General features: G+C 63.9%; 20 protein-coding genes and 1 tRNA gene. 5 read left to right on the plus strand and 16 right to left on the minus strand.

The window, feature by feature from the left end; translation table 11 throughout:
- Positions 1 to 5: 5 nt before the first annotated feature.
- The 8 genes from ABC347_RS10125 to rpsL all read right to left on the minus strand — a co-directional run bounded on the left by ABC347_RS10125 (position 6) and on the right by rpsL (position 6,803).
- The gene (locus ABC347_RS10125) at positions 6 to 320 is read right to left on the minus strand and encodes a 50S ribosomal protein L23 (RefSeq protein WP_413245608.1); all 315 of its coding nucleotides are present in this window, start codon (positions 318 to 320) and stop codon (positions 6 to 8) included.
- Entirely contained in the window at positions 313 to 939 is a 627-nt protein-coding gene (gene rplD / locus ABC347_RS10130) for a 50S ribosomal protein L4 (protein WP_413245609.1), read from the minus strand. Before rplD ends, ABC347_RS10125 begins: the two co-directional genes overlap by 8 nt.
- A gap of 4 nt (positions 940 to 943) precedes the next feature.
- Positions 944 to 1,693 (minus strand): 50S ribosomal protein L3, encoded by a 750-nt coding sequence (gene rplC / locus ABC347_RS10135; protein ID WP_413245610.1) that lies wholly within the window; start codon positions 1,691 to 1,693, stop codon positions 944 to 946.
- Positions 1,694 to 1,939: 246 nt separating this feature from the next.
- Positions 1,940 to 2,248, minus strand: coding sequence for a 30S ribosomal protein S10 (rpsJ, locus tag ABC347_RS10140; RefSeq protein ID WP_413247034.1), 309 nt, complete (start codon positions 2,246 to 2,248; stop codon positions 1,940 to 1,942).
- A 123-nt stretch (positions 2,249 to 2,371) separates the two neighbouring features.
- Positions 2,372 to 3,562, minus strand: a complete 1,191-nt coding sequence (gene tuf / locus ABC347_RS10145; RefSeq protein ID WP_413245611.1) for an elongation factor Tu — start codon at positions 3,560 to 3,562, stop codon at positions 2,372 to 2,374.
- A 75-nt stretch (positions 3,563 to 3,637) separates the two neighbouring features.
- Complete coding sequence (gene fusA / locus ABC347_RS10150; protein ID WP_413247035.1) at positions 3,638 to 5,713, minus strand: elongation factor G; 2,076 nt, start codon at positions 5,711 to 5,713, stop codon at positions 3,638 to 3,640.
- Between the two features lie 186 nt (positions 5,714 to 5,899).
- A complete protein-coding gene (gene rpsG, locus ABC347_RS10155; protein ID WP_413245612.1) occupies positions 5,900 to 6,370 on the minus strand; it encodes a 30S ribosomal protein S7 in 471 nt (156 codons plus the stop codon).
- Positions 6,371 to 6,431: 61 nt separating this feature from the next.
- Positions 6,432 to 6,803: a 30S ribosomal protein S12 gene (gene rpsL, locus ABC347_RS10160; protein ID WP_413245613.1), complete on the minus strand. Its 372-nt coding sequence runs from the start codon at positions 6,801 to 6,803 to the stop codon at positions 6,432 to 6,434.
- Positions 6,804 to 7,091: 288 nt separating this feature from the next.
- Here rpsL and ABC347_RS10165 point away from each other — a divergent pair, with 288 nt between their 5' ends.
- Both ABC347_RS10165 and ABC347_RS10170 read left to right on the plus strand, forming a co-directional pair.
- Entirely contained in the window at positions 7,092 to 8,294 is a 1,203-nt protein-coding gene (locus tag ABC347_RS10165) for a c-type cytochrome (protein WP_413245614.1), read from the plus strand.
- A 150-nt stretch (positions 8,295 to 8,444) separates the two neighbouring features.
- Entirely contained in the window at positions 8,445 to 9,413 is a 969-nt protein-coding gene (locus ABC347_RS10170) for a CsgG/HfaB family protein (protein ID WP_413245615.1), read from the plus strand.
- 149 nt (positions 9,414 to 9,562) lie between these two features.
- Here ABC347_RS10170 and ABC347_RS10175 read toward each other — a convergent pair whose 3' ends face one another.
- The 4 genes from ABC347_RS10175 to pnuC all read right to left on the minus strand — a co-directional run bounded on the left by ABC347_RS10175 (position 9,563) and on the right by pnuC (position 12,413).
- A complete protein-coding gene (locus ABC347_RS10175; protein ID WP_413245616.1) occupies positions 9,563 to 9,907 on the minus strand; it encodes a DUF3140 domain-containing protein in 345 nt (114 codons plus the stop codon).
- A gap of 48 nt (positions 9,908 to 9,955) precedes the next feature.
- Positions 9,956 to 11,251: a Xaa-Pro dipeptidase gene (locus ABC347_RS10180; RefSeq protein WP_413245617.1), complete on the minus strand. Its 1,296-nt coding sequence runs from the start codon at positions 11,249 to 11,251 to the stop codon at positions 9,956 to 9,958.
- Positions 11,252 to 11,313: 62 nt separating this feature from the next.
- The gene (locus ABC347_RS10185) at positions 11,314 to 11,841 is read right to left on the minus strand and encodes an AAA family ATPase (protein WP_413245618.1); all 528 of its coding nucleotides are present in this window, start codon (positions 11,839 to 11,841) and stop codon (positions 11,314 to 11,316) included.
- Complete coding sequence (gene pnuC, locus ABC347_RS10190; RefSeq protein ID WP_413245619.1) at positions 11,838 to 12,413, minus strand: nicotinamide riboside transporter PnuC; 576 nt, start codon at positions 12,411 to 12,413, stop codon at positions 11,838 to 11,840. Before pnuC ends, ABC347_RS10185 begins: the two co-directional genes overlap by 4 nt.
- A 168-nt stretch (positions 12,414 to 12,581) precedes the next feature.
- Between pnuC and ABC347_RS10195 the strand changes: the two genes are divergently transcribed.
- Together ABC347_RS10195 and ABC347_RS10200 are read left to right on the plus strand one after the other, a co-directional pair.
- A complete protein-coding gene (locus tag ABC347_RS10195; protein ID WP_413245620.1) occupies positions 12,582 to 13,886 on the plus strand; it encodes an FAD-dependent oxidoreductase in 1,305 nt (434 codons plus the stop codon).
- A 79-nt stretch (positions 13,887 to 13,965) separates the two neighbouring features.
- Positions 13,966 to 14,042 (plus strand) — tRNA-Pro (locus ABC347_RS10200).
- A gap of 245 nt (positions 14,043 to 14,287) precedes the next feature.
- Here the strand turns inward: ABC347_RS10200 and ABC347_RS10205 are convergent.
- Both ABC347_RS10205 and ABC347_RS10210 read right to left on the minus strand, forming a co-directional pair.
- Entirely contained in the window at positions 14,288 to 14,503 is a 216-nt protein-coding gene (locus ABC347_RS10205) for a hypothetical protein (RefSeq protein ID WP_413245621.1), read from the minus strand.
- A 211-nt stretch (positions 14,504 to 14,714) separates the two neighbouring features.
- Positions 14,715 to 16,868 (minus strand): putative bifunctional diguanylate cyclase/phosphodiesterase, encoded by a 2,154-nt coding sequence (locus ABC347_RS10210; RefSeq protein WP_413245622.1) that lies wholly within the window; start codon positions 16,866 to 16,868, stop codon positions 14,715 to 14,717.
- Positions 16,869 to 17,063: 195 nt separating this feature from the next.
- Between ABC347_RS10210 and ABC347_RS10215 the strand changes: the two genes are divergently transcribed.
- Complete coding sequence (locus ABC347_RS10215; protein WP_413245623.1) at positions 17,064 to 18,479, plus strand: HWE histidine kinase domain-containing protein; 1,416 nt, start codon at positions 17,064 to 17,066, stop codon at positions 18,477 to 18,479.
- Positions 18,480 to 18,902: 423 nt separating this feature from the next.
- Here the strand turns inward: ABC347_RS10215 and ABC347_RS10220 are convergent, their stop codons facing one another.
- Both ABC347_RS10220 and ABC347_RS10225 read right to left on the minus strand, forming a co-directional pair.
- Complete coding sequence (locus ABC347_RS10220; RefSeq protein ID WP_413245624.1) at positions 18,903 to 20,771, minus strand: putative bifunctional diguanylate cyclase/phosphodiesterase; 1,869 nt, start codon at positions 20,769 to 20,771, stop codon at positions 18,903 to 18,905.
- Between the two features lie 609 nt (positions 20,772 to 21,380).
- A complete protein-coding gene (locus tag ABC347_RS10225) occupies positions 21,381 to 24,578 on the minus strand; it encodes a glycosyltransferase (RefSeq protein WP_413245625.1) in 3,198 nt (1,065 codons plus the stop codon).
- Between the last annotated feature and the right edge of the window lie 229 nt (positions 24,579 to 24,807).

Here is a 24,807-nt window from a genome sequence, read left to right on the forward strand (position 1 = left end):
GACCCTCAGATCCCCGTGGTGACGTCGATCGACTGGCCATCGGCCAGCGTCACAATCGCCTTCTTGACGTCGGAACGCGTGTAGGGGCGGCCCTTCCAGCGCTTGGTCTTGCCCTTGGCGACCAGCGTATTCACGCCCGTCACGTCGACCTTGAACAGCGCCTCGACGGCGGCCTTGATCTCCGGCTTGGTGGCATCGCCCGCCACCTTGAAGACGACCGCATTATGCTCGGAGAGCAGCGTCGACTTCTCGGTGATGTGCGGCCCGAGCACCACGTCGTAATGACGGATGTCGACCGGCTTGTCCTGCTTCTTAGCCATTGAGGCGCGCCTCCAGCTTCTCGACGGCCGCGCGCGTCAGCACCAGCGTGTCATGCTTCAGGATATCGTAGACATTGGCGCCCATCGCGGGGAGCAGATTGATCCCCTTCAGGTTGCCCGAGGCGTGCGCGAAGCTGATGTTCAGCGCATCGCCGTCGATCACCAGCGCCTTGGTGCCGAAGCCCAGTGCCGCCAGCTGACCGGCCAGCACCTTGGTCTTGCCTTCGGCCACGTCCAGCGCGTCGAGCACGATCAGCTCACCGGCCTTCGCCTTGGCGGACAGCGCCATCTTCAGGCCCAGTGCGCGAACCTTCTTGTTCAGCGACGGGTTGAAATCACGGACGCGGGCGCCGTGCGCCTTGCCGCCGCCGATGAACACCGGCGCCCGGCGATCGCCGTGACGGGCGGTACCGCCGCCCTTCTGGCGACCGAGCTTCTTGCCCGAACGGGCGACATCGGCGCGCTCGCGGGTGCCGCGGGCAGTGCCGCGACGCTTTTCGAGCTGCCAGGTCACGACCCGGTGCAGGATGTCCGCACGCGGCTCCAGCCCGAAGATCGCATCGGCGAGCTCGATGTCGCCGCCGGCGTCGCCGCCGAGGGTCTTCACATCAACCTTCATGGGATCAGCCCTCCTGGCCGTCGGTGGCGGCCGGCGCTTCGGCCGGAGCCTCGTTCACCGGGGCACTGTCGCTGCTGGCAGCCTTGCGGACCGCGCCGGGCAGCGGCGCATCGGCATGGCGATCGACCTTCACCGCGTCGCGGACGAGCAGCCAGGTGCCCTTCGCGCCGGGCACGGAGCCCTTCACGAACAGCAGGCCGCGCTCCACGTCGGTGCGCACGATCTCGAGATTCTGCTGGGTGCGCTGGCGATCGCCCATGTGCCCGGCCATCTTCTTGTTCTTGAAGACCTTGCCCGGATCCTGGCGCTGACCGGTCGAACCGAGCGAGCGGTGCGAGACCGACACGCCGTGCGTGGCGCGCAGACCGCCGAAGCCCCAACGCTTCATGCCGCCGGCAAAGCCCTTGCCCTGCGTGCGGCCGGAAATGTCGACCAGCTGACCCGCCACGAAATGGTCGGCGGAGATCTCCGCGCCCACGTCGAGCAGCGCATCGTCGGCAACCCGGAACTCGGCGACATAGGCCTTAGGCTCGACCTCGGCCTTGCCATAATGGCCACGCTGCGGCTTGGCGACATTCTTCGCCTTGGCCGTGCCGGCGCCGAGCTGCAGCGCGACATAGCCGTCGCGGTCGGCGTTCTTCTGGGCGACGACCTGCACGCCTTCCAGGCTCAGGACGGTCACCGGCACGTGCCGGCCGTCGTCCTGGAACAGGCGGGTCATCCCCATCTTCTTTGCGATCACGCCGGAGCGCATCGTCGTGTTCCTTCCCTCAGAGGCTCCCGGAAGCCGGGAGCGTGACTACGAAAAAAGCCCCCCGTTTCCGGAGAGCTGGCCCAAATGCTATCGCGCCCCCGTCAGGGCCAGATTTCCGCTTCATTATAAAGCGAAAGACGGGGACTCGGTCGCCAGCGAGCTGGCCGGTATCCCTACTCTTCCATCGTTCAGGCCGGAGCCAAACGACAAGGCGGCGAACGATTCGTCCGCCGCGGAGCCGGCCTCTTAGGCCAGTTTGATCTCGACATCAACACCCGCGGCGAGATCGAGCTTCATCAGCGCATCGACCGTCTGCGGGGTCGGCTGCACGATATCCAGCAGCCGCTTGTAGGTGCGCACCTCGAACTGCTCGCGCGACTTCTTGTCGATGTGCGGGCCGCGGTTCACGGTGAACTTGTTGATGTGCGTCGGGAGCGGGATCGGACCACGGATCAGAGCACCGGTGCGGCGCGCCGTGTCGGCGATGTCGCCGGTGGCCTGATCGAGCACGCGGTGATCGAAAGCCTTCAGGCGAATGCGAATATTCGAGTCCATGTCACCACCGATGCGAAAGAGCCTGGGGCCATTTGGCCCCGCCATCCAGGCCCGCAAGGGGCCTCCATAAAAAGCAAACCGCCCGACTCCCCGGAGGGAGCCGAGCGGTTGGCCGGGTCTATATTACTTGGAGATCGAGCTGACAACCCCCGCACCGACGGTGCGGCCGCCTTCGCGGATCGAGAAGCGCAGGCCCTCTTCCATGGCGATCGGGGCGATCAGCTTGACGCCGAGCTGAACGTTGTCGCCGGGCATGACCATCTCGGTGCCCTCGGGAAGGACGACCTCGCCGGTCACGTCAGTCGTGCGGAAGTAGAACTGCGGACGATAGTTGGCGAAGAACGGCGTGTGACGGCCACCCTCTTCCTTCGACAGCACATACACTTCCGACTGGAAGTCGGTGTGCGGCTTGATCGAGCCCGGCTTGCACAGCACCTGGCCGCGCTCCACGTCCTCACGGCCCACGCCGCGCAGCAGCGCACCGATATTGTCGCCGGCCTGGCCCGAGTCGAGCAGCTTGCGGAACATCTCGACGCCGGTGACGACGGTCTTGCGGGTGTCGGTCAGGCCGACGATCTCGACTTCCTCGCCCACCTTGACGATGCCGGTCTCGACGCGGCCGGTGACGACCGTGCCGCGGCCCGAGATCGAGAACACGTCTTCGATCGGCATCAGGAACGGCTTGTCCAGCGGACGCTCCGGCTGCGGGATATACTCGTCCACGGCGGCCATCAGCTTCAGCACCGCGCCGCGGCCCAGCTCCTCGTTCACGCCGTCCAGCGCGGCCTTGGCCGAACCCGGGATCACGGGGATGTCATCGCCCGGGAAGTCGTAGGACGACAGCAGCTCGCGGATCTCGAGCTCGACGAGCTCCAGGATCTCGGCGTCGTCGACCAGGTCGACCTTGTTCATGAACACCACCAGCGCGGGCACGCCGACCTGGCGGGCGAGCAGGATGTGCTCGCGGGTCTGCGGCATCGGGCCGTCGGTGGCCGACACCACCAGGATGCCGCCGTCCATCTGCGCGGCGCCGGTGATCATGTTCTTCACATAGTCGGCGTGGCCCGGGCAATCGACGTGCGCATAGTGGCGCGCCTGCGTCTCATACTCGACGTGCGCGGTCGAGATGGTGATGCCGCGCTCGCGCTCCTCGGGGGCCTTGTCGATGTTGGCATAGTCGACGAACGTCGCGCCGCCGGTCTCGGCCAGCACCTTCGTGATCGCCGCGGTCAGCGAGGTCTTGCCATGGTCGACGTGACCGATGGTGCCGATGTTGCAGTGCGGCTTCGTCCGCTCGAACTTAGCTTTCGCCATTTTTCCTACCTTCTTCTCGGATACTGAACGGACGCGCCGCCCTGTGCGGACGCGCCCTTAGCGACAAAAAACAGGTTACGCCAGCTTCGCCTTGACCTCGTCGGCCACGTTCTGCGGCACTTCGTCATAATGCGAGAACTGCATCGAATAGCTGGCCCGGCCCTGCGTGAACGAGCGCAGCGCGTTGACGTAGCCGAACATGTTCGCCAGCGGCACCATCGCCTCCACGGTCTGCGCGTTGCCGCGCGTGTCCGTGCCCTGGATCTGGCCACGACGGCTGTTCATGTCGCCGATCACGTCGCCCAGATAATCCTCGGGCGTCACGACCTCGACCTTCATCACCGGCTCGAGCAGCGTGATGCCGGCCTTCTGGGCCGCCTCGCGCATCGCCGCACGCGCGGTGATCTCGAACGCCAGCGCAGACGAGTCGACGTCGTGATACGCGCCGTCATACAGCACGATCTCGAAATCGATGATCGGGAAGCCGACCAGCGAACCGGTCGCCGCGGTCTCGCGGAAGCCCTTCTCGATCGCGGGGATATATTCCTTGGGAATATTACCGCCCTTGATCTCGTCCTTGAAGATGATGCCCGCGCCGCGCTCGCCCGGCGTCAGCTTCACCTTCACGCGGCCGAACTGGCCAGTGCCGCCCGACTGCTTCTTGTGGGTATAGTCGACGTCGACCGGCTTCTTCAGATATTCGCGATACGCCACCTGCGGCGCGCCGACATTCGCCTCGACCTTGAACTCGCGCTTCATGCGGTCGACCAGGATCTCGAGGTGGAGCTCGCCCATCCCCTTGATGATCGTCTGACCCGATTCGGAGTCGGACGAGACGCGGAACGACGGATCCTCGCGGGCGAGGCGGTTGAGCGCGACGCCCATCTTCTCCTGGTCGGCCTTCGTCTTCGGCTCCACCGACAGCTCGATCACGGGCTCGGGGAATTCCATCCGCTCCAGGATGATCGGCGCGTTCGGCGCGCACAGCGTGTCGCCGGTGGTCGTGTCCTTAAGGCCGGCCAGCGCGACGATGTCGCCGGCATAGGCCTCGGTGATGTCCTCGCGGCTGTTGGCATGCATCAGCAGCATGCGGCCAACCTTTTCCTTCTTGTCCTTGACCGAGTTCATCACCTGGGTCGCCGCTTCCAGCTTGCCAGAATAGATGCGCGCGAAGGTCAGCGTGCCGACGAACGGATCGTTCATGATCTTGAACGCCAGCGCCGAGAACGGCGCAGCATCGTCCGACGGACGCTCGTCCGGCGTCTCGCCGTCGAGCTTCACGCCCTTGATCGCGGGCACGTCGAGCGGGCTCGGCAGATAGTCGATCACCGCGTCCAGCAGCGGCTGCACGCCCTTGTTCTTGAACGCGGAGCCGCAGACGATCGGCACGAACGCCATCTCAAGCGTCCCCTTGCGGATCAGCTTCTTCAGGTCGTCGATGCTGGGCTCGTTGCCTTCGAGATAGGCCTCCATCAGGTCGTCGTCCTGCTCGACGGCCATCTCGATCAGGTCGCTGCGATACTTCGCGGCCTTTTCCTTCAGGTCGTCGGGGATCTCCTGATATTCGAACTTCGCGCCCAGGCTTTCCTCGAGCCAGATAATCGCGCGGTTCTCGACCAGGTCGACCAAGCCCTTGAAGCCGCCCTCGATGCCGATCGGCAGATACAGAACCGCCGGGCGCGCGCCGAGCCGCTGAATGATCGAATCGACGCAGAAATAGAAATCGGCGCCGGTGCGGTCGAGCTTGTTGACGAAGCACATCCGCGGCACGCCATATTTGTCGGCCTGGCGCCACACCGTCTCGGACTGCGGCTCCACCCCGGCGACACCGTCGAAGCAGGCAACCGCGCCGTCGAGCACGCGCAGCGAACGCTCGACCTCGATCGTGAAATCGACGTGGCCGGGCGTGTCGATGATGTTGATGCGGTGATCGTTCCAGAAGCAGGTCGTCGCGGCCGACGTGATCGTGATGCCGCGCTCCTGCTCCTGCTCCATCCAGTCCATCGTGGCGGTGCCTTCGTGCACTTCGCCGATCTTGTAGGACTTGCCGGTGTAATAGAGGATACGCTCGGTCGTCGTCGTCTTGCCGGCGTCGATGTGCGCCATGATGCCGATGTTGCGATACTTCGCGAGCGGGTGGCTGCGGGCCATGATCGTCATACTCCGCCCCTGATCTGCCGAGGCGCGCCGAACTTCAGAAAACCCGTTGGGGCTGAGCTTGTCGAAGCCCTGCACCTCTTCTCGTGACGGGAAGAAGACAGGCAGCCCTTCGACAAGCTCAGGGCCAGCGGCGATGGGGATGGGAGCCCGGCTCCCACCCCCATATAGGAACGAACCTTACCAGCGGTAGTGCGAGAAGGCGCGGTTCGCTTCCGCCATGCGGTGCGTATCCTCGCGCTTCTTCACCGCGTTGCCGCGGTTGTTGGCGGCGTCGAGCAGCTCGCCCGACAGACGCGCCGACATCGTGTTCTCGCTGCGCGCGCGCGCAGCCGAGATTAGCCAGCGGATCGCCAGCGCCTGCGAACGCTCGGTCCGCACCTCGACCGGCACCTGGTAAGTCGCACCGCCGACGCGGCGCGAACGGACTTCGATGCCCGGCTTGATGTTGTTGAGCGCGTCATGGAACACGCCGAGCGGCTCGCGCTTGGCGCGGGTCTCGACGGTCTCGAGCGCGGAATAGACGATGCCTTCGGCAACCGACTTCTTCCCGTCGAGCATGACGGAATTCATGAACTTGGAGAGCACGATATCTCCGAACTTGGGATCCGGCAGGATTTCGCGCTTTTCGGGACGACGACGACGAGCCATCTTATTCTTCCTCTGAACTTCAGCCTTGGGGGTCGGACGCGGCGATCAGCCGCCGACCGGCTTACTTCGGACGCTTGGCGCCGTACTTGGAGCGGGATTGCTTGCGGTTCTTCACGCCCTGCGTGTCGAGCACGCCGCGTAGCACGTGATAGCGCACGCCGGGAAGATCGCGGACACGGCCGCCGCGGATCAGCACCACCGAGTGCTCCTGCAGGTTGTGGCCCTCGCCCGGGATGTAGCTGATCACTTCGCGGCTGTTGGTCAGGCGGATCTTGGCCACCTTGCGCAGCGCCGAGTTCGGCTTCTTCGGGGTCGTGGTGTAGACACGGGTGCAGACGCCGCGCTTCTGCGGGTTCTGCTCCATCGCAGGGACCTTAGACTTGGCCTTCTGCGGTTCGCGACCCTTGCGGATCAGCTGGTTGATCGTCGGCATGAAGCCCTTCACCTCTTGATAGCGGTTACTTTACCGATGCCCGCAACCGCAGATTCGGGGCACCACCCCGAAAATGCACGAAGGACCCGGCGGCCATAACGGCCCCCTGGCCTTCTCACGCATCGGCAATGTTCAGCTCGCCCAACGGCGGATACCGGCCATGCGGCCACCATCCTCCAGCCCTCGGGCGAGGCGGCGCTATAGTGGCGCGATCCCGCGCGGTCAACCGGGGCACGTGCGATCCGCTGGACCGATGGAACCTTCCGCAACGGCCCGCATTCGGCCGAAGTGAGGCATATCTTCCCTTCGCGTCTGCGCCAATGGGTCGGCCCGCTGATCGTCGCCATACTCGCCGCCGCTATCCTGGCAATCGCGGTCGCCGCCTCCGGCCTGCTCGGCTTCGCCGCCACAACCCCCGATTCGCCGATCGTGACCCGGCTCGTCCACGGCGTGTTCAAGCGATCGGTGGCCGCGCACGCCGGCGGCACGCCCCGCCCAGCCGATCTCGATGATCCCAGCCGGTTGATGGCGGGCGCGGGCATGTTCGCGCTCAGCTGTGCGCGGTGCCATGGATCGCCCGGGATCGGCCAGAACCCGGTCGCGCTGTCGATGAGCCCGCGGCCGCAATATCTGCCGGCGGTCGTTGGCCAGTTCTCGGACGACGAGCTGTTCTGGATCGTGCGCCACGGCGTGAAGCTGAGCGCGATGCCGGCCTGGCCGGCGGCGAAGCGCAGCGACGAGATCTGGTCGGTCGTGGCATTCCTGCGCCAGCTGCCGCGGATGCCGGAAGCGCGCTATCGTCAGCTGGCCTATGGCGATCCCTTCCTGCCGCCCACATCGAAGCCGCTCGGCTTCGGCCCGATCCTGCGCGCCACACCCTACAATCTGCGCAACCGCGACGAGTGGCCCGCGGACGAGCATCGCTACACCGCGCCCGCATCAGGCCTAGACGATCTCGCCTATGCCGACGATCCGCGTCCGGCCTGCGCGCGCTGCCACGGCGCGGACGGCACGGGCCGCGCCGGCAGCCGCTATCCCAATCTCGCCATCCAGGATCCGCGCTACCTGCGCGACTCTTTGCGGGCCTTCGCCGCCGGTCGCCGGTCGAGCGGGCCGATGCAAATCGTGGCGTCGCAGCTATCGCCTGCGCAGATCGATGCGCTTGCCGTCCATTATGGTGGCAAGGCCGCGCCCGCCCCGCTGCCGACCGTGGACGGATCGCTGGGCGCGCGCATTGCGAGCCAGGGCATCGACGCACGCGGCGTGGGCGCCTGTGCCGGCTGCCACGGGGTCGAAGGATCGTCGCCCGAACAGATGCCGCGGCTGGCGGGCCAGAACCGCCGCTATCTGATCGATCAGATGCACTTGTTCGCGGGCGAAGGCCGGGGCCGCAGCGGCGCTACCAACCCGATGCGCGCCGAAGTGCATCGTCTGACCGAAGCGGAAATCATCGCGGTTTCCGATTATTACGCGGCCCGCCCCCCATCCTGACCAGCTTGTGATGGCGGTCATAGTGCCGCCCGCACAGTCGGATAATTGACATCGCCAGTCAGGCGGCGGGCCCGTGTCGGTTCCTCACTAGGCCAGCCCCCGCCCGACGCTGTATTCAACAAGACGACTCATCGTCGGGGGACATGGTTCATGAAATCGTTCGTCACTGCCCTTTCCACGCTCGCCCTGATCGCGGCGACCGCGCAGCCCGCCATGGCCCAGCGCCAGGCCAAGGGATCGAAGGCCCAGAAGCTGCAGGAAGCCGCCGTACAGGATGTGCCGCGCTGCAGCCGCAAGCTCGGCACGGTTTCGATCGCGGATGGCGACAATCCCTATGGCTGGCAGCAGCATCAGCTGGCCCCGCCGGCCAAGCTGCTGAAGGTGCTCGTCCAGCGCTCGGGTTGTTTCAACCTGGTCGATCGCGGGGCCGGCCTGAACGCGGCCCAGCTGGAGCGTGACATCGGCGGCAATCTCGGCCTGCAGCGGCGGTCCAATGTCGGTCAGGGGCAGATCAAGGCGGCCGATTATGTGCTGGTGGCCGAAGTGCAGGCGGCCGATCGCAACACTGGCGGCAGCGGTATCGGCGCGGGCATCGGCGGGCTGGTCGGCGGGCGGCTTGGCGGGCTGGTCGGCGGCATCGGCAGCCGCAAGCTGGAAGCGAATACCGTCTTGTCGCTGACCAACGTGCGCACGACCGAGACGCTGGCGGTGGTTGACGGCCATGCCGCCAAGAATGATCTGAGCTTCGGCGGCGGCGCGGGCGTCGGCTTCCTTGGCGGCGCAGTCGGCGTTGTCGGCGGCGGCTACGAATTGACCGACATCGGCCGGATCGTGACGCTGGCCTTCATCCAGGCCTATGCCAAGATGGTGACCGAGCTCGGCCTGGTGCAGCCGGGCGCGGTCGGCACTGCCGAGGCCGCCCCCACCAAGACCTATACTGCGCAAGGGCCCGTCGCGATGCGCAAGACGGCGGCAGCCGCGGGCGCCGTGATCCGCACGCTGCCGGCCGGGTCGATCCTCTATCCCACCGGCGAGAAGAACGGCCTGTGGTGGCAGGTGGCCGACGAGAACGACAATGTCGGCTGGGTGCTCAACACCAAGCTCGCGCCGTCGCAGTAAAGGCTGATCCTCCCCTGGAAGGGGAGGTGGCAGCGCGCAGCGCTGACGGAGGGGTAGCCGCACTTTCGATAGCGCGGTCACCCCTCCCCACGACCCTAGGGGCGGCCCTGCTCCTCCGCGAAGAGGGGATTTCGCGCACCGTCCTCGGCTCACTTGCAGGGGTCGTGACCCCAGTTCATCAGCGAATAGCGCCAGTCGGAAGTCTCGACGTCCTTCTTCGGCTTCTGCGCCAGGTGGCGGCGCACATAGCCGACGACCTTGGCCATGTGGGCATAGTCGGCCGCGGTCAGATCGGCCTTCTTCTTCCGCTTGATCGCCACGATCCGCTCGCCGGACTTGTGGCCCACGCTTTCGCCGGATCCCTTGCCGTCATCGCCCTTCCAGCCGACGCGCTTGCTGTCCTCGCTGGCGAGCCATTTTTCCAGCCGGGCGGGCGGCATATTGACCGCCTCGCGAAAGTCCTTCCACGTCTGCTGCTGTTCGGCCTCGGTCATGCGGCGCCTCCTGGTTCGGGCGCATGAACGTGCGGCCGCGAGCGCGGTTCAGCGCGGCGCATCCCCCTTCTCGACCACGCCGCCCTTCATCACGAACGCCACCTGTTCGAGCGTGCGAACATTGGCGAGCGGATCGCCCGCGACCGCGATGATGTCGCCATAGCGCCCCGCCTGGATCGCGCCGACATCGCGGGTGCGGCCCAGCGCCTCGGCCGCGCGCACGGTGGCGGCCTGCAGCGCTTCGGCCGGCGTCATGCCATATTGCACCATCACCTTCAGCTGGCCGGCGGCGGTGGCGTGCGGCATCACGCCTGCATCGGTGGCGAAGACCAGCTTCACGCCGGCCTTGTGCGCCTTGCGGAAATTGTCGCGCTGGATCTGCGCCACTTCGCGATCCTTGCGCAGATTATCCTCCAGCACGCCGTTCTTCGCCCCTTCGGCCTGGGTATAATCGGTGTTGAAGATATCCATCGCCAGCCAGGCGCCGCGTTCCTTGGCCAGCCGGATGCCTTCGTCGTCGATCAGGCTGGCATGCTCGATCGTATCGATCCCGGCGCGGATCGCAGCCTTGATGCCCGCCGCGCCATGCGCATGCGCGGCCACCTTCAGCCCCCACATATGCGCTTCCTCCGCGATCGCTCGCAATTCGGCTTCGGACAGCTGCTGCTGGCCCGGCTCGGTATTGCGCGAGAAGACGCCACCGGTGGCGCAGACCTTGATCACTTCCGCACCATATTTACGCTGCTCGCGCACCCGCTGGCGCAGTTCCTCCGGCGAATCTCCGACCGCGACAGACTTCGCCTTGAACGAGGGCGGCAGATAGGTGCTGTCGCAATGACCGCCGGTCGCGCCCAGTGCGTGCGCCGCCGGAACGATCCGCGGCCCGCGGATCAGCCCTTCCTCGATAGCCTGCTTCAGCCCGACGTCATTGTAGTTCTCGGATCCGACGTTGCGCACCGTGGTGAACCCCGCCTGCAGCATGGCCGCGGCATTGCCGGTCGCCTGCGCCTGCCAGAAACTGTCGGTGAAGCGCAGCCCGGTATAGCCGCCGTAGAGCGGGCTCGAATCGAGATGGACATGCATGTCGATCAGTCCCGGCAGGATCGTCATGTCACCCAGGTCGACACGCCGCGCGCCTTCGGGGATCACCGGCCGCGCCCCGCCGCGCGTGACAACGGATACGATTCGTCCGTCGGTCACCACCACCACCGGCTCGTCCAGCAGCCGCCCGGTCGGCGCGTCGAACAGCCGGGCGGCCGTCACGACCACGGTTTCCGCCGCGGCCGGCGCGGCGATCGCCAGCCCGACGCAGGCGGCAAGCAGGGTCAGGCGATGGTGCGGCATGAACGGCAGTCCCCCAGGATCGATCGGCCTTGCTTGCACCGGGGCGAAGCGCTGGCAATCCCTCAGCCGATGCCTTCCTCGCGAATCGCGGCCAGCGCGGCGGCGTAGCGCGCCTCCCCTTGGCCCGATATCAGCCGCCAGCGCACCTTGCGCCGTACCAGTTCGGCCTTGCACAGATCGAAGAACCGCCGTCGCGCCGCCGGCGCGCCGAACATGCGCGTGCCATCGTCCACCCACGGCAGATCGATGTCCAGCAGCAGGTAGAGATCGGCCGTATCGTCGAACCCGGCGAACCACGGGTCGCGCTTGTTGAACAGCATGTCGGCCCACACCGCGGTCATCAAGGGATCGGTATCGAGGATGATCATCTGCGCGCCCCGCGCGCGCGCCGCCTCGGTCATCGCTGCATGGGTCTCGCCGATGTCGACCAGATCCTCCATGCTCAGATCGATGCCATAGGTCTCACAGAAGCTGCGGCCATATTCGGACACGTGGACCGCCCCGAACAGATCCGCCAGCCGCGGCGCGAGCGTGGATTTGCCCACGCTTTCGGGTCCGTGCAGGCAGATCGTCGGCACCCGGCGGCTCATGCCGGCACTGCCGCCTGGCTGCGTGGGGCACGCGCCCAGCTGCGCCAGCCGATCAGCGCCAGCACCAGGAACAGCGTATAGAGGCAGACCGTGGGATAGAGGCCCTTGGCGGCATAGACCGCGATCGCCAGCGCATCGACCGCGGCCCACAGTGGCCAATTCTCGACGAAACGGCGGGCGAGCAGGATCTGCGCAGCCACGCTGCCGACCGCGACGCCGGCATCGGGATAGGGCAGCGCCGCGCTGGTCCATCCGGCGAGCAGCGCGCCGAACAGCAGCGTGACGACGACGATGCCGATGATCCACCGGATCAGCGCCGCCACACCCAGCCGCCGCACCGGGATCTCGCCGTCCGCCCGATCGACCCGCGACCAGGCCCACCAGCCGTAGAGATTCACTGCGAAGAAGAAGCCCTGCAGCGTCATGTCGCCGTAAAGATGCACGTCGTGGAAGACGAGCGCGTAGAGCGCGACCATCACCAGCGCGACCGGGAAGTTCCAGATATTTCGACGGATCACGAGCAGCATGTTGATCACGCCCAGCAAGGCGGCAATGATTTCCACGGGATTCACCAGATCGCCGGTAGCAATAGAAAAGGCGTCCTGCCAGCAGCCAAGTGCATGGCCCGTCCCCGAAAATCGAAGTCGGCTCGCCGCGCGCGCCAGATCGGCCTGTCGGCCGGCGCTTGCCAGCTTGGGTCCAGCCGCTAGGGTCCGGCATCAGGCATCGAAGGAGCGGCCATGCGGCACATCGCGGTGATCGGATCGGGGCCGGCGGGCTATTACACGGCCGAGGCCTGCGCCCAGCGGTTCGGTGCGGACGTGCGGATCGACATCATCGATCGGCTGCCCGTACCGTTCGGGCTGATCCGCTTTGGCGTCGCGCCCGATCACCAGACGATCAAGGCCGTCACCCGCCGCTACGAGGCGATCGCCGAAGGCAAGGGCGTGCGGTTCCTCGGCAATGTCGCGGTCGGCCGCGACGTGACCGTCGAGGAGCTGCGCGCGCTCTACGATGCGGTCGTGATCGCGACCGGCGCGCCGGCCGATCGCCGGCTCGAGATACCGGGCGATGACTTGCCCGGCGTGATCGGGTCGGCCGCGTTCGTCGGCTGGTACAACGGCCATCCCGATTTCGCCGATCTCGCGCCGCCGCTGGATGGGCAGACCGCGGTCGTCGTCGGCAACGGCAATGTCGCGCTCGATGTCGCGCGGATCCTGGCCAAGAGCCCGGCCGAATTCGTCGGCACGGACATCGTGGCGCATGCGTTCGAGGCGCTGGGCAATGCCGGCATCCGGCGCATCGTGGTGCTGGGCCGGCGCGGCCCGCACCAGATCCACATGACGCCGAAGGAGCTGGGCGAGCTCGGCGCGCTGGAGCGGGCGCGGGTCCAGGTCGATCCCGCCGATCTGCCGCCGATCGAAAGCGATGCCGCGCTCGATGCCGGCCAGCGCAAGGCGGTCGGCCATCTGCGCCATTATGCGGGCGCGGCGGATGACGGCGCCCGGCCGGTCACGATCGACTTCCGCTTCTTCACCCGCCCGGTCGCGATCACGGGTGACGGCCGGGTCGAGCGGATCGAAGTCGAACGGATCCGGCTGGATGGCGACGGCGCGGTGCTGCCCACCGGCGAGATCGAGACGATCGATTGCGGTCTGGTCGTCGCCTGCATCGGCTATCGCAGCCCGCCGATCCCCGGCGTGCCCTATGACGAGCCCGCCGGCCGCTTCGCCAATGACGAAGGGCGGATGGCGCCCGGCCTCTACTGCGTCGGCTGGGCGCGCCGCGGGCCGACCGGCACGATCGGCACCAACCGGCCCGACGGCTATCGCATCGCCGACGCGATCGCCGCCGATCAGCCGCAGGCCGCAGGCAAGGACGGCGGCACCGCGCTCGATGCGATGCTGGTGGCGCGCGGAGTGGAGACGGTAAGCTTCGACGACTGGCACCGGATCGAGGCGGCGGAGGCGGCGCGCGCCCGCGACGGAGCGCCGCGCGAAAAATTCATCGCGGTCGAGGAAATGCTGGACGCACGCGACGCTTGAAAGCCGCGAAACCTGTGTCTATAGGCGCGCCTCCAAGCAACCCGGTCGGCCCCCGAAGGCATGAACGACCGGACTCCGTCGGGGAGTAGCTCAGCCTGGTAGAGCACTGTCTTCGGGAGGCAGGGGCCGGAGGTTCGAATCCTCTCTCCCCGACCATTTTCAAGAAAGTGAGCCTTTACAAGGGCTTAGGCCCGTGCTGCTGTAGCATTTGCACGCGCGTTTGTTGTAGCGTTTTCTAGCCGAAAGGCCTTGATACGCCGGTCACAATATCCCTGCCCTCCAACTTTTGTCCGCTGATTCGATCCGCGTAATTTCGCAGCATAGTGAGAGCCGATTACGTCCGACGCGGCGATGATGAGTTACAGCTCTGAACTCCGCGGCTCGGCCACGACAGATTGGCGTCAGACAAGCACCGCGAATATGGCGCCAATGGCAAATATCAAGACGGTGAAGAGCACACCGAAGGTGATGCAGAAGACCGGCGATGCGAATGCCTGCGCAATGCGATTGTCCTCGCCGATGTCAGCCTCTTCCAGCAAGCGCAGCTGCTTCTGCGCGAGGACCCTATTAACGTAAGCGATGCGAGCCACATCGTCCTGGAATTCAACCTCGACCATGGTTGCATCCTTCCGAGAGCGACATGTTGGGGAGCAATCCTGCCTCCCGAAAACGATCGACGTCAACCGTTTGATCTGCCCCATCGCCATGTGTGCTCCCTGCCACTGCACTGCATGAGTGATGCAGGTTATCAATTGTTCGCATGCTCCCACACTAGCACAGCAAGTTCACCGGGCAGGAAGCCGTCCGCAAGCGCCGCGCCCCTGCCAGTCAAGCAGCTTGCCGGCCCGACCGGCACAATGTGGTGTGGACAAGGGGCAGTCTCATCGCGCGAATGCCGCTCGGAGGGCGCAGGCGTTCAAGACACTGATCGCAGCGGCTACCGCACTTGTGACTCTCCATGCTCTGCCGACGGGTCTCGCGGTCGAAACTCGCTGCGGGCGCCGGTCGGCCAATGAGATAGCCCTGCACTTGTGAACATCCCTCCGCCGCCAGGATTTCCAACTGGTTGACGGTCTCGACGCCTTCCGCGAGGACAAGCATGTCGAGCGCTTTGCTCAGACCAATCACCGCCTTCACTACCGCCATCGACTGGCGATTTTCGGCCATGTCACGGATGAAGCTCTGATCGATCTTGACCTTGTCGAAGGGGAACTGCCGAAAGTAGCTGAGTGAGGCAAAACCAGTTCCGAAATCGTCCATCGCGATGCTGACGCCCCACGATTTAATCTCCCGCAAAACGCTCAGCGCCTGTTCGGTGTTTTCGATCAGCAAGCCTTCGGTAATTTCCAGTTCGAGTCGGGTCGGATCGAGGCCGCTGCTGTCGAGCACGGCGCGGACCTTTCTCACCAGATCACGGTCGGCAAACTGGGTTGGCGACAGATTCACCGCGATCTTGAGCGGTTGCTCCCAGCTTTGCGCCTCATGGCATGCCTCGCGGAGCACCCATGATCCGATTTCCATCATGAGCCCCTTATCCCCTCCGGTCTCGGCTAAAGGGATAAACGTCGATGGCGGGATGTTGCCAAAGTCGGGATGATGCCACCGCAGCAAAGCCTCAAAACCTAGGACGCCGCCGGTCTCCACGCAAACAATGGGCTGATAGTGAAGAGAAAACTGGGCCTTGGCCAACGCATCGGGAAGGTCCGCTTCCAGGCGGTGACGATTTGGCGCCACCGTATCGAGAGCCTTATCGAATCGGCAGGCGACCCCGGCGCCAATCGATTTGGCGCGGTAAAGCGCGAGCTCGGCCTTGCGACACAACAACTTCGCTTCTGACGCGTCCTCGGGGTAATACGCGATACCGATGTTGAGGCTAGCAACGATAGCCTTGCCGTCAATCACGAGCGGCGCCCCCATCGCTTCTATCAAGCGTTCAGCGACTTCGCCTGCGGACCGGGCCCCTGAGCCGAGTGCCAAAACGATCGCGAATTTGTCGGCACCGAAGCGCGCAACCGGCGCGCCACTGCAAACAGCCTGAACCTTAGCTATCGTTCCGACGAGCAACGCATCGCCGACGAGCTGGCCGTTCAATGAGTTGATCGCGCTGAAACGGTGAATATCTAGGTAAAGCAGTGCGAATGCCTCATCCTGCGCGTGGCTGTCCTGTATTGCCGTCTTGAGTTTGGCCGTGAAGCCGATCGTGTTCACCGCGCCCGTTAATGGGTCGTGAGATGCCAGTTCGGCAGCGACCTGAGCAAGGCCAGCGAGCCGCCGGTTCAGCAGGGCCACGGCGACGCCGGCACCAAACAGCGGCAGCAGGCACACGGCTACGAGGATGGCCAAGGTCTCGCGGCCGATCGTCGCACCCATCCCAGGATCTACCCCGCTTGGGATCACCGTCGCGGCGGCCATTGCTCCGAAATGTAAGGCGCAGATACCTAGCGTCAGCAAAGCGGCCGGCACGGCCGGGAACCCCGAGGGCCAGCGATGCCGCCAGTGCATAGCGAAAGCGATCGCACCGAAAGACCCCAGCGCCGACAATGCCACAAAAGATGCATCATAGAGGATGCGGCCCTGGGATACCAAAGCCTCCATACCGATGAAATGCATCAACCCGACACCGAGCGTGAACATGGCAGCAGCCATGGCGAAAGAGAGTCTCCCCTTCTTCAGGGAGAGCCACCAGCCCAAACTCGCCATTATTACTGATATGCCGATCGATGCGACGGTGGGCGCAATCAAATACTGGCTCGGCAGCCACAACTGGTAGGCAAGCATCGCAATGAAATGAGTCGTCCAGATCCCGGCGCCCGAAAGGACGCCAAGCAAGAGCGCGTGCCGAACCCGATCTTGACGGCTGAGGTCACGCGTTCGGGCCGCGACGGCAAACGCGGTGACGGACGTGAGCAGACACACGGCGATAGCCAGCGAAATAAACCGCCCATCATGCTCGTTAGCTAAGCAAGCATACAGCCGGAACACGTTTACCCCTCTGATCGCCAATCAGCTTTTCAGTAGAGGGAACGGGTTAACTTTCACCTCGACGTTTGTTCCGTACCCGTTATGAGTGTCCCACCCCCCTTGCTGCTAAGGCCAGATTCTTCTCAAAGGTTAACAATATCGATGGTTTCATTTCCCAGGACTTTAACTATAACCGATCGACGGGGGGCTGATCAGATGCCAGAAACCATCCTAGAGCGTGAGGTTATCGAGACAAAGCGGCGGCTGGAGGGTATCGTCGCCAGCGCCATGGATGCGATTATCACTATCGACGAGCGCCAAGGCATCATCCTTTTCAATCCAGCCGCCGAGCAGATGTTTGGCGTGTCGAAGGAAAATGCGATGGGTCAGCCGATCTCGCAGTTTATCCCGGACCGTTTCCGCACCGGGCACGACGACCATATCCGCCGCTTCCGGAACACCGGAGTCACCGGGCGACGGATGGGTGCGTTGGGCGCGATCAGTGGGCTGCGCGCCGATGGCCAGGAGTTTCCGGTCGAGGCATCGATCTCACAAGTCCAAGTGGAGGGCGAGCGGCTGTCAACCGTTATCCTGCGCGACATCACCGAGCGGCTGGCCAATGAAGAAGCGCGCCTGTTGTTAACGCGTGAGGTGGACCACCGTGCCAAGAACGCGCTGGCCGTCGTTCAGGCGCTGGTGTCGATGACCACCGCGCCGACCCAACAGGAATTTATTGAGGCGGTGCGTGGGCGGGTCGGCGCGCTGGGCCGAGCTCACAGTCTGCTTGCCCAAAACCGCTGGCAGGGCGGAGAACTCAGCAAAATCGTCGCCGATGAGACGGCCGCCTATCATAAGCCGGGCCAGCTGCGCTGCAAGGGTCCCAAGGTCGTGCTTACCCCCAATGCTGTCCAACCACTCAGTTTGCTGGTCCACGAACTGGCCACCAACGCGGTGAAACATGGAGCCTTCTCAACGATCGCGGGCAGGGTCGATGTTCAATGGTATGTCGATGCCGACGAGAATCTTGAAATTGAATGGAGCGAATCGGCGGGTCCTGCTGTTGGTGGGCTCACGCGCTCGGGCTTTGGCACGACGCTGATGGACACCGTCTCGCGTCAACTCGGCGGTCGCATTGAGACGAGCTGGGCAACCACGGGCGTGCGGGTCACAGCACAATTTCCGAAGGCCAATTTCCGCGTCGAAGCTGCCGCCGCCGAGTTGGACACGGGCTCCACCATCGCGGCCCGACGCGGCACGCTGCTGGTAGTCGAGGACGAGCTTTTGGTCGGCATGGAAATGGCGAACGCGCTGCGGGCCGAGGGTTGGACTGTGATGGGCCCGGCAGGCACTGTGGAAGAGGCGTTTGCTTTGCTGTCGGATGGGTCCACGCCCGACGCAGCTGTGCTGGACATCAACCTGAACGGCCAGCACGTCTATCCCGTCGCAGATCTGCTCCGAACGCGCGATATCCCCTATCTCTTCTGCACTGGCTACGAGACGGTTACGGGCGATGGCCGGCACAGCCACTCGCACATCGTCCGTAAGCCGACCAATCTGATTATACTGACTCAAGCGCTCGATCAGTTGATCAGCGGCGGCCGCCCCGATCCAAGCAAGCTCGCCGCCGCTTAGCTAAACACGGGACAGGACGTGGAGTGCCGTGTAAGCAGAGGATGCTGAGCTCAGCTGTTGTTTGTCGATAAAGCCACAGCCGCAGCCCCCCGTGTTCGTTTTACACTGCCGAATTGTTCTCTGGCGGCAGTTGTGCACCGCTCTCGCTAGCCCGTCCCTGACGTCGCCGCTTCCTGGCGAGTTGGCACGTTGAGCTTTTGTGGCACTCACTAGCTTTTCACAACCGGAGGCAACGCGGAAGGACCCTTATGCTCTTGGTGGCATCTACTCGAAACGGCCCTCCTTCGATCTGAGGACGCTAGAGCCGTTTGCGAGACGTGCCAGACAGGCGCCAGCGGCCCAAGCCTGAAGGCGGCCCTAAATTCAATGCTTTGGCCGCGACATTGCCGTGGGATGGCCTATCGAGACAGCAGCGCGCTCGGCCTACCCCACCTTAAGCTGAGGCGCTTCGATCAACATATCCTGCCATAAGCAGGGTCGGCTTAGGTAATAACCCTGGACGAAGTCGATTCCGATGAGGCCCGCCTCAAGCAACTGGGCCTCCGCCTCGATACCCTCCAAAACGCATTGGAGAGAAAGGGACTGGGCGAGCCCGCGAATCGCGCTGATGAGTTTCCGGCCCTCCATGTCGGACAACCGCGAGGTGAAACTGCGGTCGATCTTCACATACTGAAATGGCAACTGGTGCAGGGATGATAGACTCGAATATCCTGTCCCGAAGTCATCGAGAGCAAGCAAGCAACCCCCGTCGCGAAGCCTGCCTAGCGATCTGCTAGCTGCTTCCATGTCAGTGACAAGTGACGACTCGGTTAGCTCAAAGACAACCTTTGAAGGGTCAAGATTTTCTTGCTTTATTCTGCGCAATAGTAGCTCGACCGTATGATCGCTGACGAGATCGAGAGCTGACAGATTGAAGTTGATCCGCTTGCCCGCTGGTAGCGATCTGAGAACTGCCAAAGACTTGTCAAAGAGCTCAAGCGTGAGGCGATTCATCATACCAGTGCGCTCTGCCGCGGCGATGAGGACGTCAGCAGGGACGAAGCCTATCTTCGGCGAATGCCACCGGGCCAGCGCCTCGTAGCCGACGACCTCAAGGCTTCGGGTCTCATGGATCGATTGGAAGACGACACTTAATTCCAGTTGCAGATCGGCGGTCTGCAGAGCCGCATCCACAAGCTTGCCGGTCTGAAGCACTTGGTTGAGCTCTCGCGTATACGACACCCAGCCGCCGCGCCGCCGCTCCTTGGCGTGATAAAGCGCGGCATCGGCGTGGTCGAACAGGTCGTGAGCGGTGCGTCCACCCTCAGGATACGTTGCGAGGCCCAGCGAGCAGCCGACCGATAGGCGGGTGTCGCCTGCCTGAATCGGATCCTTGATGGCATCGCAGACTGCCTCGGCGATACTGGCCACGCCGGAGTCACCCTTCAGCAGAAGGCCGAATTCGTCCCCGCCGAGTCGTGCAACCATCACCTCCGGCGAAGCGAGCGTGAGCAACCACTCCCCAATCGCCTGAAGCAATCGGTCACCCTGGGAATGACCGTAGATGTCGTTGATCGGCTTAAATCGATCGAGATCGACGACACCGACCGTGGCCCCTGTCCCGTCGGCAGCGAGAAGCCGTTCGAGTTCGCTGAAGAACAGCCGCCGGTTCGGCAAGCCCGTGAGCGCGTCGGTGTGGGCGAGGACCTCGTTTTGCTTGCTGAGCCGATTGGCCTGCTGCCGTTCCTTGCTGAGTTCGGCTTGGGATTGTTCCAGTTTCAGGAAAGACGAGAAGGAGTCGTTCAGAACCTTAATAATTACGCAGCTTACCAACGCGATGTTGATCGCGACCGCGACGAGCACCTCCGTCCCTTTGATTAGGCAATAAACCAGAAATGTTCCGATCACTAGGACGCAGACCAGCTCGGCAGCCCTTGGCAGATAGGTCAGACAGAAGACGCAGCCGAGCACTGTCACTGCAATGAACATCGCTACATGCCCGTGTTCGTATGGGCCGCCATACTGATCGAGCTTCAGCGCCCAGACGACGAACGCAATTGCCAAGACGACGGCGAGCTTAGTGGTCCTGCGCATCTGAGCGCTGGCATGTTCGACCGTAAGGCGCTCCGCTTTCAACGGGAGCGTCCATGCAAGCAACCGGATCAGGCAGGCGGCAACCAAAACACTCGCAACGCCAATCGTTAGCCACGCGGGTGCAAGGTGCCGGTGGGTGAAAGCAAGCGCCGAAGCGTTAACCGCGAGCAAGGCGTAGAGGGGCGGTATCTGTCTGCGAAGACGGAGCAGCTGCGCCACCTGGACTGGGAGCTGTTCCAAATTTTGGTCCTCGTCCGCCGTCTGGTGGTCTCGCCGAAATAACCTCTTTATTGATCCATTTCTCCTAAAGTTTTTATTAATTCGGTGCGTCAGTAATAATATGGATCCAGATATTTCACCCGGGTTGCCACGTTATCTGAAGGCCGCCGTCAACTCGTGGTAGTTGACGATTCCTGTTTTTCGGACAGATGCTTTACTGCTTGAAATGAAACAGCTTATGCCGTGTGCTTCGTGAACCTTATTACGCCTTTAAGAGTTTGGGAGAATGATCAATATCCTGAGCAGCCGAATGGGCGTTTAGTCGCAGCCTCCTTTGCAGAAGAGCATCGTCATTTATTACCTTCGGTTCTTGACTGAATAGGTGACATTTCCGCGTGTTCGCCTGTTCGTGACGCAAGGCAGCGGCGGCAATATGGCCGCCCTGCCCGCGTGTCAGGCGGCCTTAGCGAGAGGCTGATCAGCGATAGCGACGATGGGAGTGGCTGATGCCAGGGTGTGGCAAGTGCCGACGCTCCCGGTTCGCTGAAGCTTGCCCCAGCCGACGCGCGGCCCAGTCAGAGCGGCAAAGGCCGCTCGCAGCACGACCAGTTAGAGAAGCTGACGATAGCCGAAGCGCTGGGCTAGCATTCTCGCCGCAGGAAAGCGGCCCGCTCCGGCGTCGAGACGGAAGGCAAGCCAACCGAATGCAAGTTCCACCGCTGTGAAGGCGAGCCAGAACGCGCCCATTGTAATAGCGTCGTCGCCCGTTGCGCCCCAGCCACGGTCGGCAAGCCGCCAGCAGGTGCCTACGATGCTCGCAATCAACGTCAGATCGATAAGCGGCGCGATCACTGTCAGCAGCATCTGGAAGAGAATTGCTTGGGGCAGGCCGAACAGCGCCAAGCCGTGCGGTCGCCCGCGCCCGATCAGGCCGCGATGTTTCCAGAGGCATTGCAGCGTGCCATACGCCCAGCGGAAACGCTGCCTGAACAAGGCTTGCGCGGTTTCCGGCGCTTCCGTCCATGCCACAGCATCATTGTCGCACACGACCTTCCAGCCCGCGCGCTGGATTGCGATGGTGAGGTCCTGATCCTCCGCGAGCGTGTCCTCGGGGTAGCCACCCACTTCATCCAAAGCTCGTCGACGCCACGCGCCAACAGCACCGGGCACCACGGTAACCGCGCCAAGGATCGCCAATGCGCGCCGCTCGATGTTTTGAGCGGAAACATATTCCACACTTTGCCAGCGGGTGATGAGGTTTACGGGATTGCCGATCCTGGCGTTGCCCGCCACTGCGCCGATGCGCATATCGCCAAACCAAGCGGTTAGCTTGGCGACTGTGTCGGGTTCGAACTCTGTGTCCGCATCGAGCGCGACAACGACGTCGCCCTTAGACTTGGCCAACGCTGTATTCAGCGCCCGGGCTTTGCCACCGTTTTTCAGCCTAAGGAGACGAACTCGCGGGTCGATCCCGAACGCTCTGGTAACGACGTGCGATGTTTCATCTGTGGACCCGTCGTCGATGACGATGACCTCGATCCGGACGCTCGTGCTTGCTAGGATACGGCGCACCGAGGCTTCGATAACCCGCGCCTCATTGAAGGCGGGGATCAATACCGACACCAGCGGTGGCACCAGATGTGGCGGGTGCGCTGGCGAGGTCTCGCGCCCTTTCTCAATCATTGCCAGAGCTGCGAGCAATATCGCCCGGGCTATACCGATGGCAATCGCGGTTGCGAATAGCAGCATAAGGCCGTCCCTCAGGGAGGCGATGCCGTCGAAAAGAAGCCGACTTCCATTCGCATGGCGCCGAGAGATCCCCGTCAGCGGCGGCATGGCAGCGTCTCGCTCAAGTCCGGCGAGCGTCGAGACAGGGACCAAAGTGTAGCCGCGATCACGCAGGCCACGGATGATCGCTGGCAAGGCAGCAATGGTCTGTCCGCGGTCGCCCCCAGAATCGTGCAGCAGCACGATGCGGCGCGGCTTGGACTGGCTGTCCATATCGACTTGAGCGAGGGTGCTGGCGACGATCTTGGTTGCACCAGGAGCACGCCAGTCGAGCGGATCGACGTTGAGGCCAACCGTCAGATACCCGAGCGCCGCTGCCACCCGGGTCGCGTGCAATTCATCGCTCCGGTCTGGATCGGCGTCGCCCAGAAAGGGAGGCCTAAACAAACGCATCGAGCGCCCGGTATAGGCTTCTACCACACGCTCCGTTGCAGTGAGTTCGAGGCGGATCGCGGCAGGGGACCGGCGGGCGAGATTCGCGTGCGAGGTGGAATGGTTGCCGAGCTCGCTGCCCTCGGCGACAATCCGGCGCAACAACGCGCCCTGACCGATCGCGTTGGTGCCGGTCACGAAAAACGTTGCAGGTGCATGCTCGCGGCGAAGGATGTCGAGAATTTGCGGTGTCCAAGCCGGGTCGGGTCCGTCGTCGAAGGTCAGCGCGATCATCCGCCGCTGCGCGCCAGTCCGCTGGATCGTATCGGCGGAAGGCAAGCGGACATAACGAACTCGGTCAATCAGCCCGTCGGATCCGACTTGTAGCTCGCGCGCGCCCGGTGCCGCCTCGCCGTCAAGTCGCATGACTTCGCCCGAGCCCCGCACAGTGACCCCGGCCAACGCCGGCATGACTTCAAGCCCAGCCTGATTGCCGTGCAGCGCTGCCCAAAACCCCGGGTCTTCGCTGCCAAGCCGCCACAAAGCGACTTGGGCCACTCCCAAATCATCGAGTAGCCGCAACTGGTTCGTTGCGCTGATCGCATCGAGCATCCAGACCTGATGGTCACGGCCCTTTATGCGGTAGGCGAAATGTGCGTTTCCGCTCATGCGGTCAAAGATCGGCACAGCGCTAGCTTCGACGGCACGGGTCCAGGCCTCTGAGACAGTCAGCGGCTCGGTCGTCGTCCCGTTCCAGTCGTAGGCATAGTTGCCGATCGCCACGATCGCTTTTTCGCGACCGATGGCTGCCACCGCCTGCGCGACAACGCGAGCGAACCAGGGTTGGGAGGCGATCGGTCCGGCGGACCCTCCCATCCAATGCTCGTCATATGCCATCAGAACGACTCGATCGGCCGCGTCCGCATATGCGGCGAGATCCCAGTCGGGATCGCCGACCGGCGCGGCGATTGCAACCCACCAGCCGCGAGGCGCGAAGGCCACCCGTAGGTCGGACAGAAGTCGACGATAATGGATGTGCGCTGCCCGCGGTAGATTCTCGAGATCGAGCATCACGCCGTGCCCTCCCTCCGCCTCTACCATGCGGATCAGCGAGCGAACGAAGCGGTAGCGCGCTCTCTCGTCGGCGAGCATCCTGGCGGTGCCTGCACCGTCCCAGGCGCCATCGGCCGTCGCGTTCTGGACCATCGGCATGAGGCGTGGCCGCCGCGCAGAACGTTCGAGCAGCGTATGGAGACGGGTGTCGGGTTCGTGGTTCAGCGCCCCGTTTCTGACGGTTGCTAGACCGGGAACCAGCCAGGAGACCTCGCCGACGTGCCCTACGAGGGCTCGCCGCGAGGCTTCGTCCCACGGCATGTAGAAGGCAAACAGTTCTCGCGCTGGGGCTATCTTCGATTCAGATTGCGCAGTCAGCCACGGCCCGGGCGCCACCCGGGCGGCGGTGGACGTAATCTTGGTAGGGCGCGCCGCATCCTCCGCGAAGCGCATCGCCGAGCGCGGACTCGTGCCCGACACGGTCAACCCAAGCGCGACCAGCAGAGCCAATCCGCTAGCAACGGCCGCCAGCAACAGCATGCGCACATAGAGTGCGCGCCGCCCCGACGCATCATAGAAGATCGGCTTGTTCACGTTGCCCCCCAACATGATGGCGCTGGCTACGCCAAAGTGGTAAACATGTTCTTAGGGATCCACTCGCATCTAAGCCGCATATTATCGAATAGGAGATTGTTGCGGACTGGTCGGCGATCCCGCGGAACAAGCATGATGATTGTCTGGCGACCTACGGGAATTGAGGATTCACCTCCCCCGTTATTAAGTTAAGATACGGCTTGATTACAACAGTTTTCGTCGACAGACG

It is taken from the genome of Sphingomonas canaveralia (assembly GCF_047238125.1).
In the GTDB taxonomy this organism is placed as follows: domain Bacteria; phylum Pseudomonadota; class Alphaproteobacteria; order Sphingomonadales; family Sphingomonadaceae; genus JBDFMH01.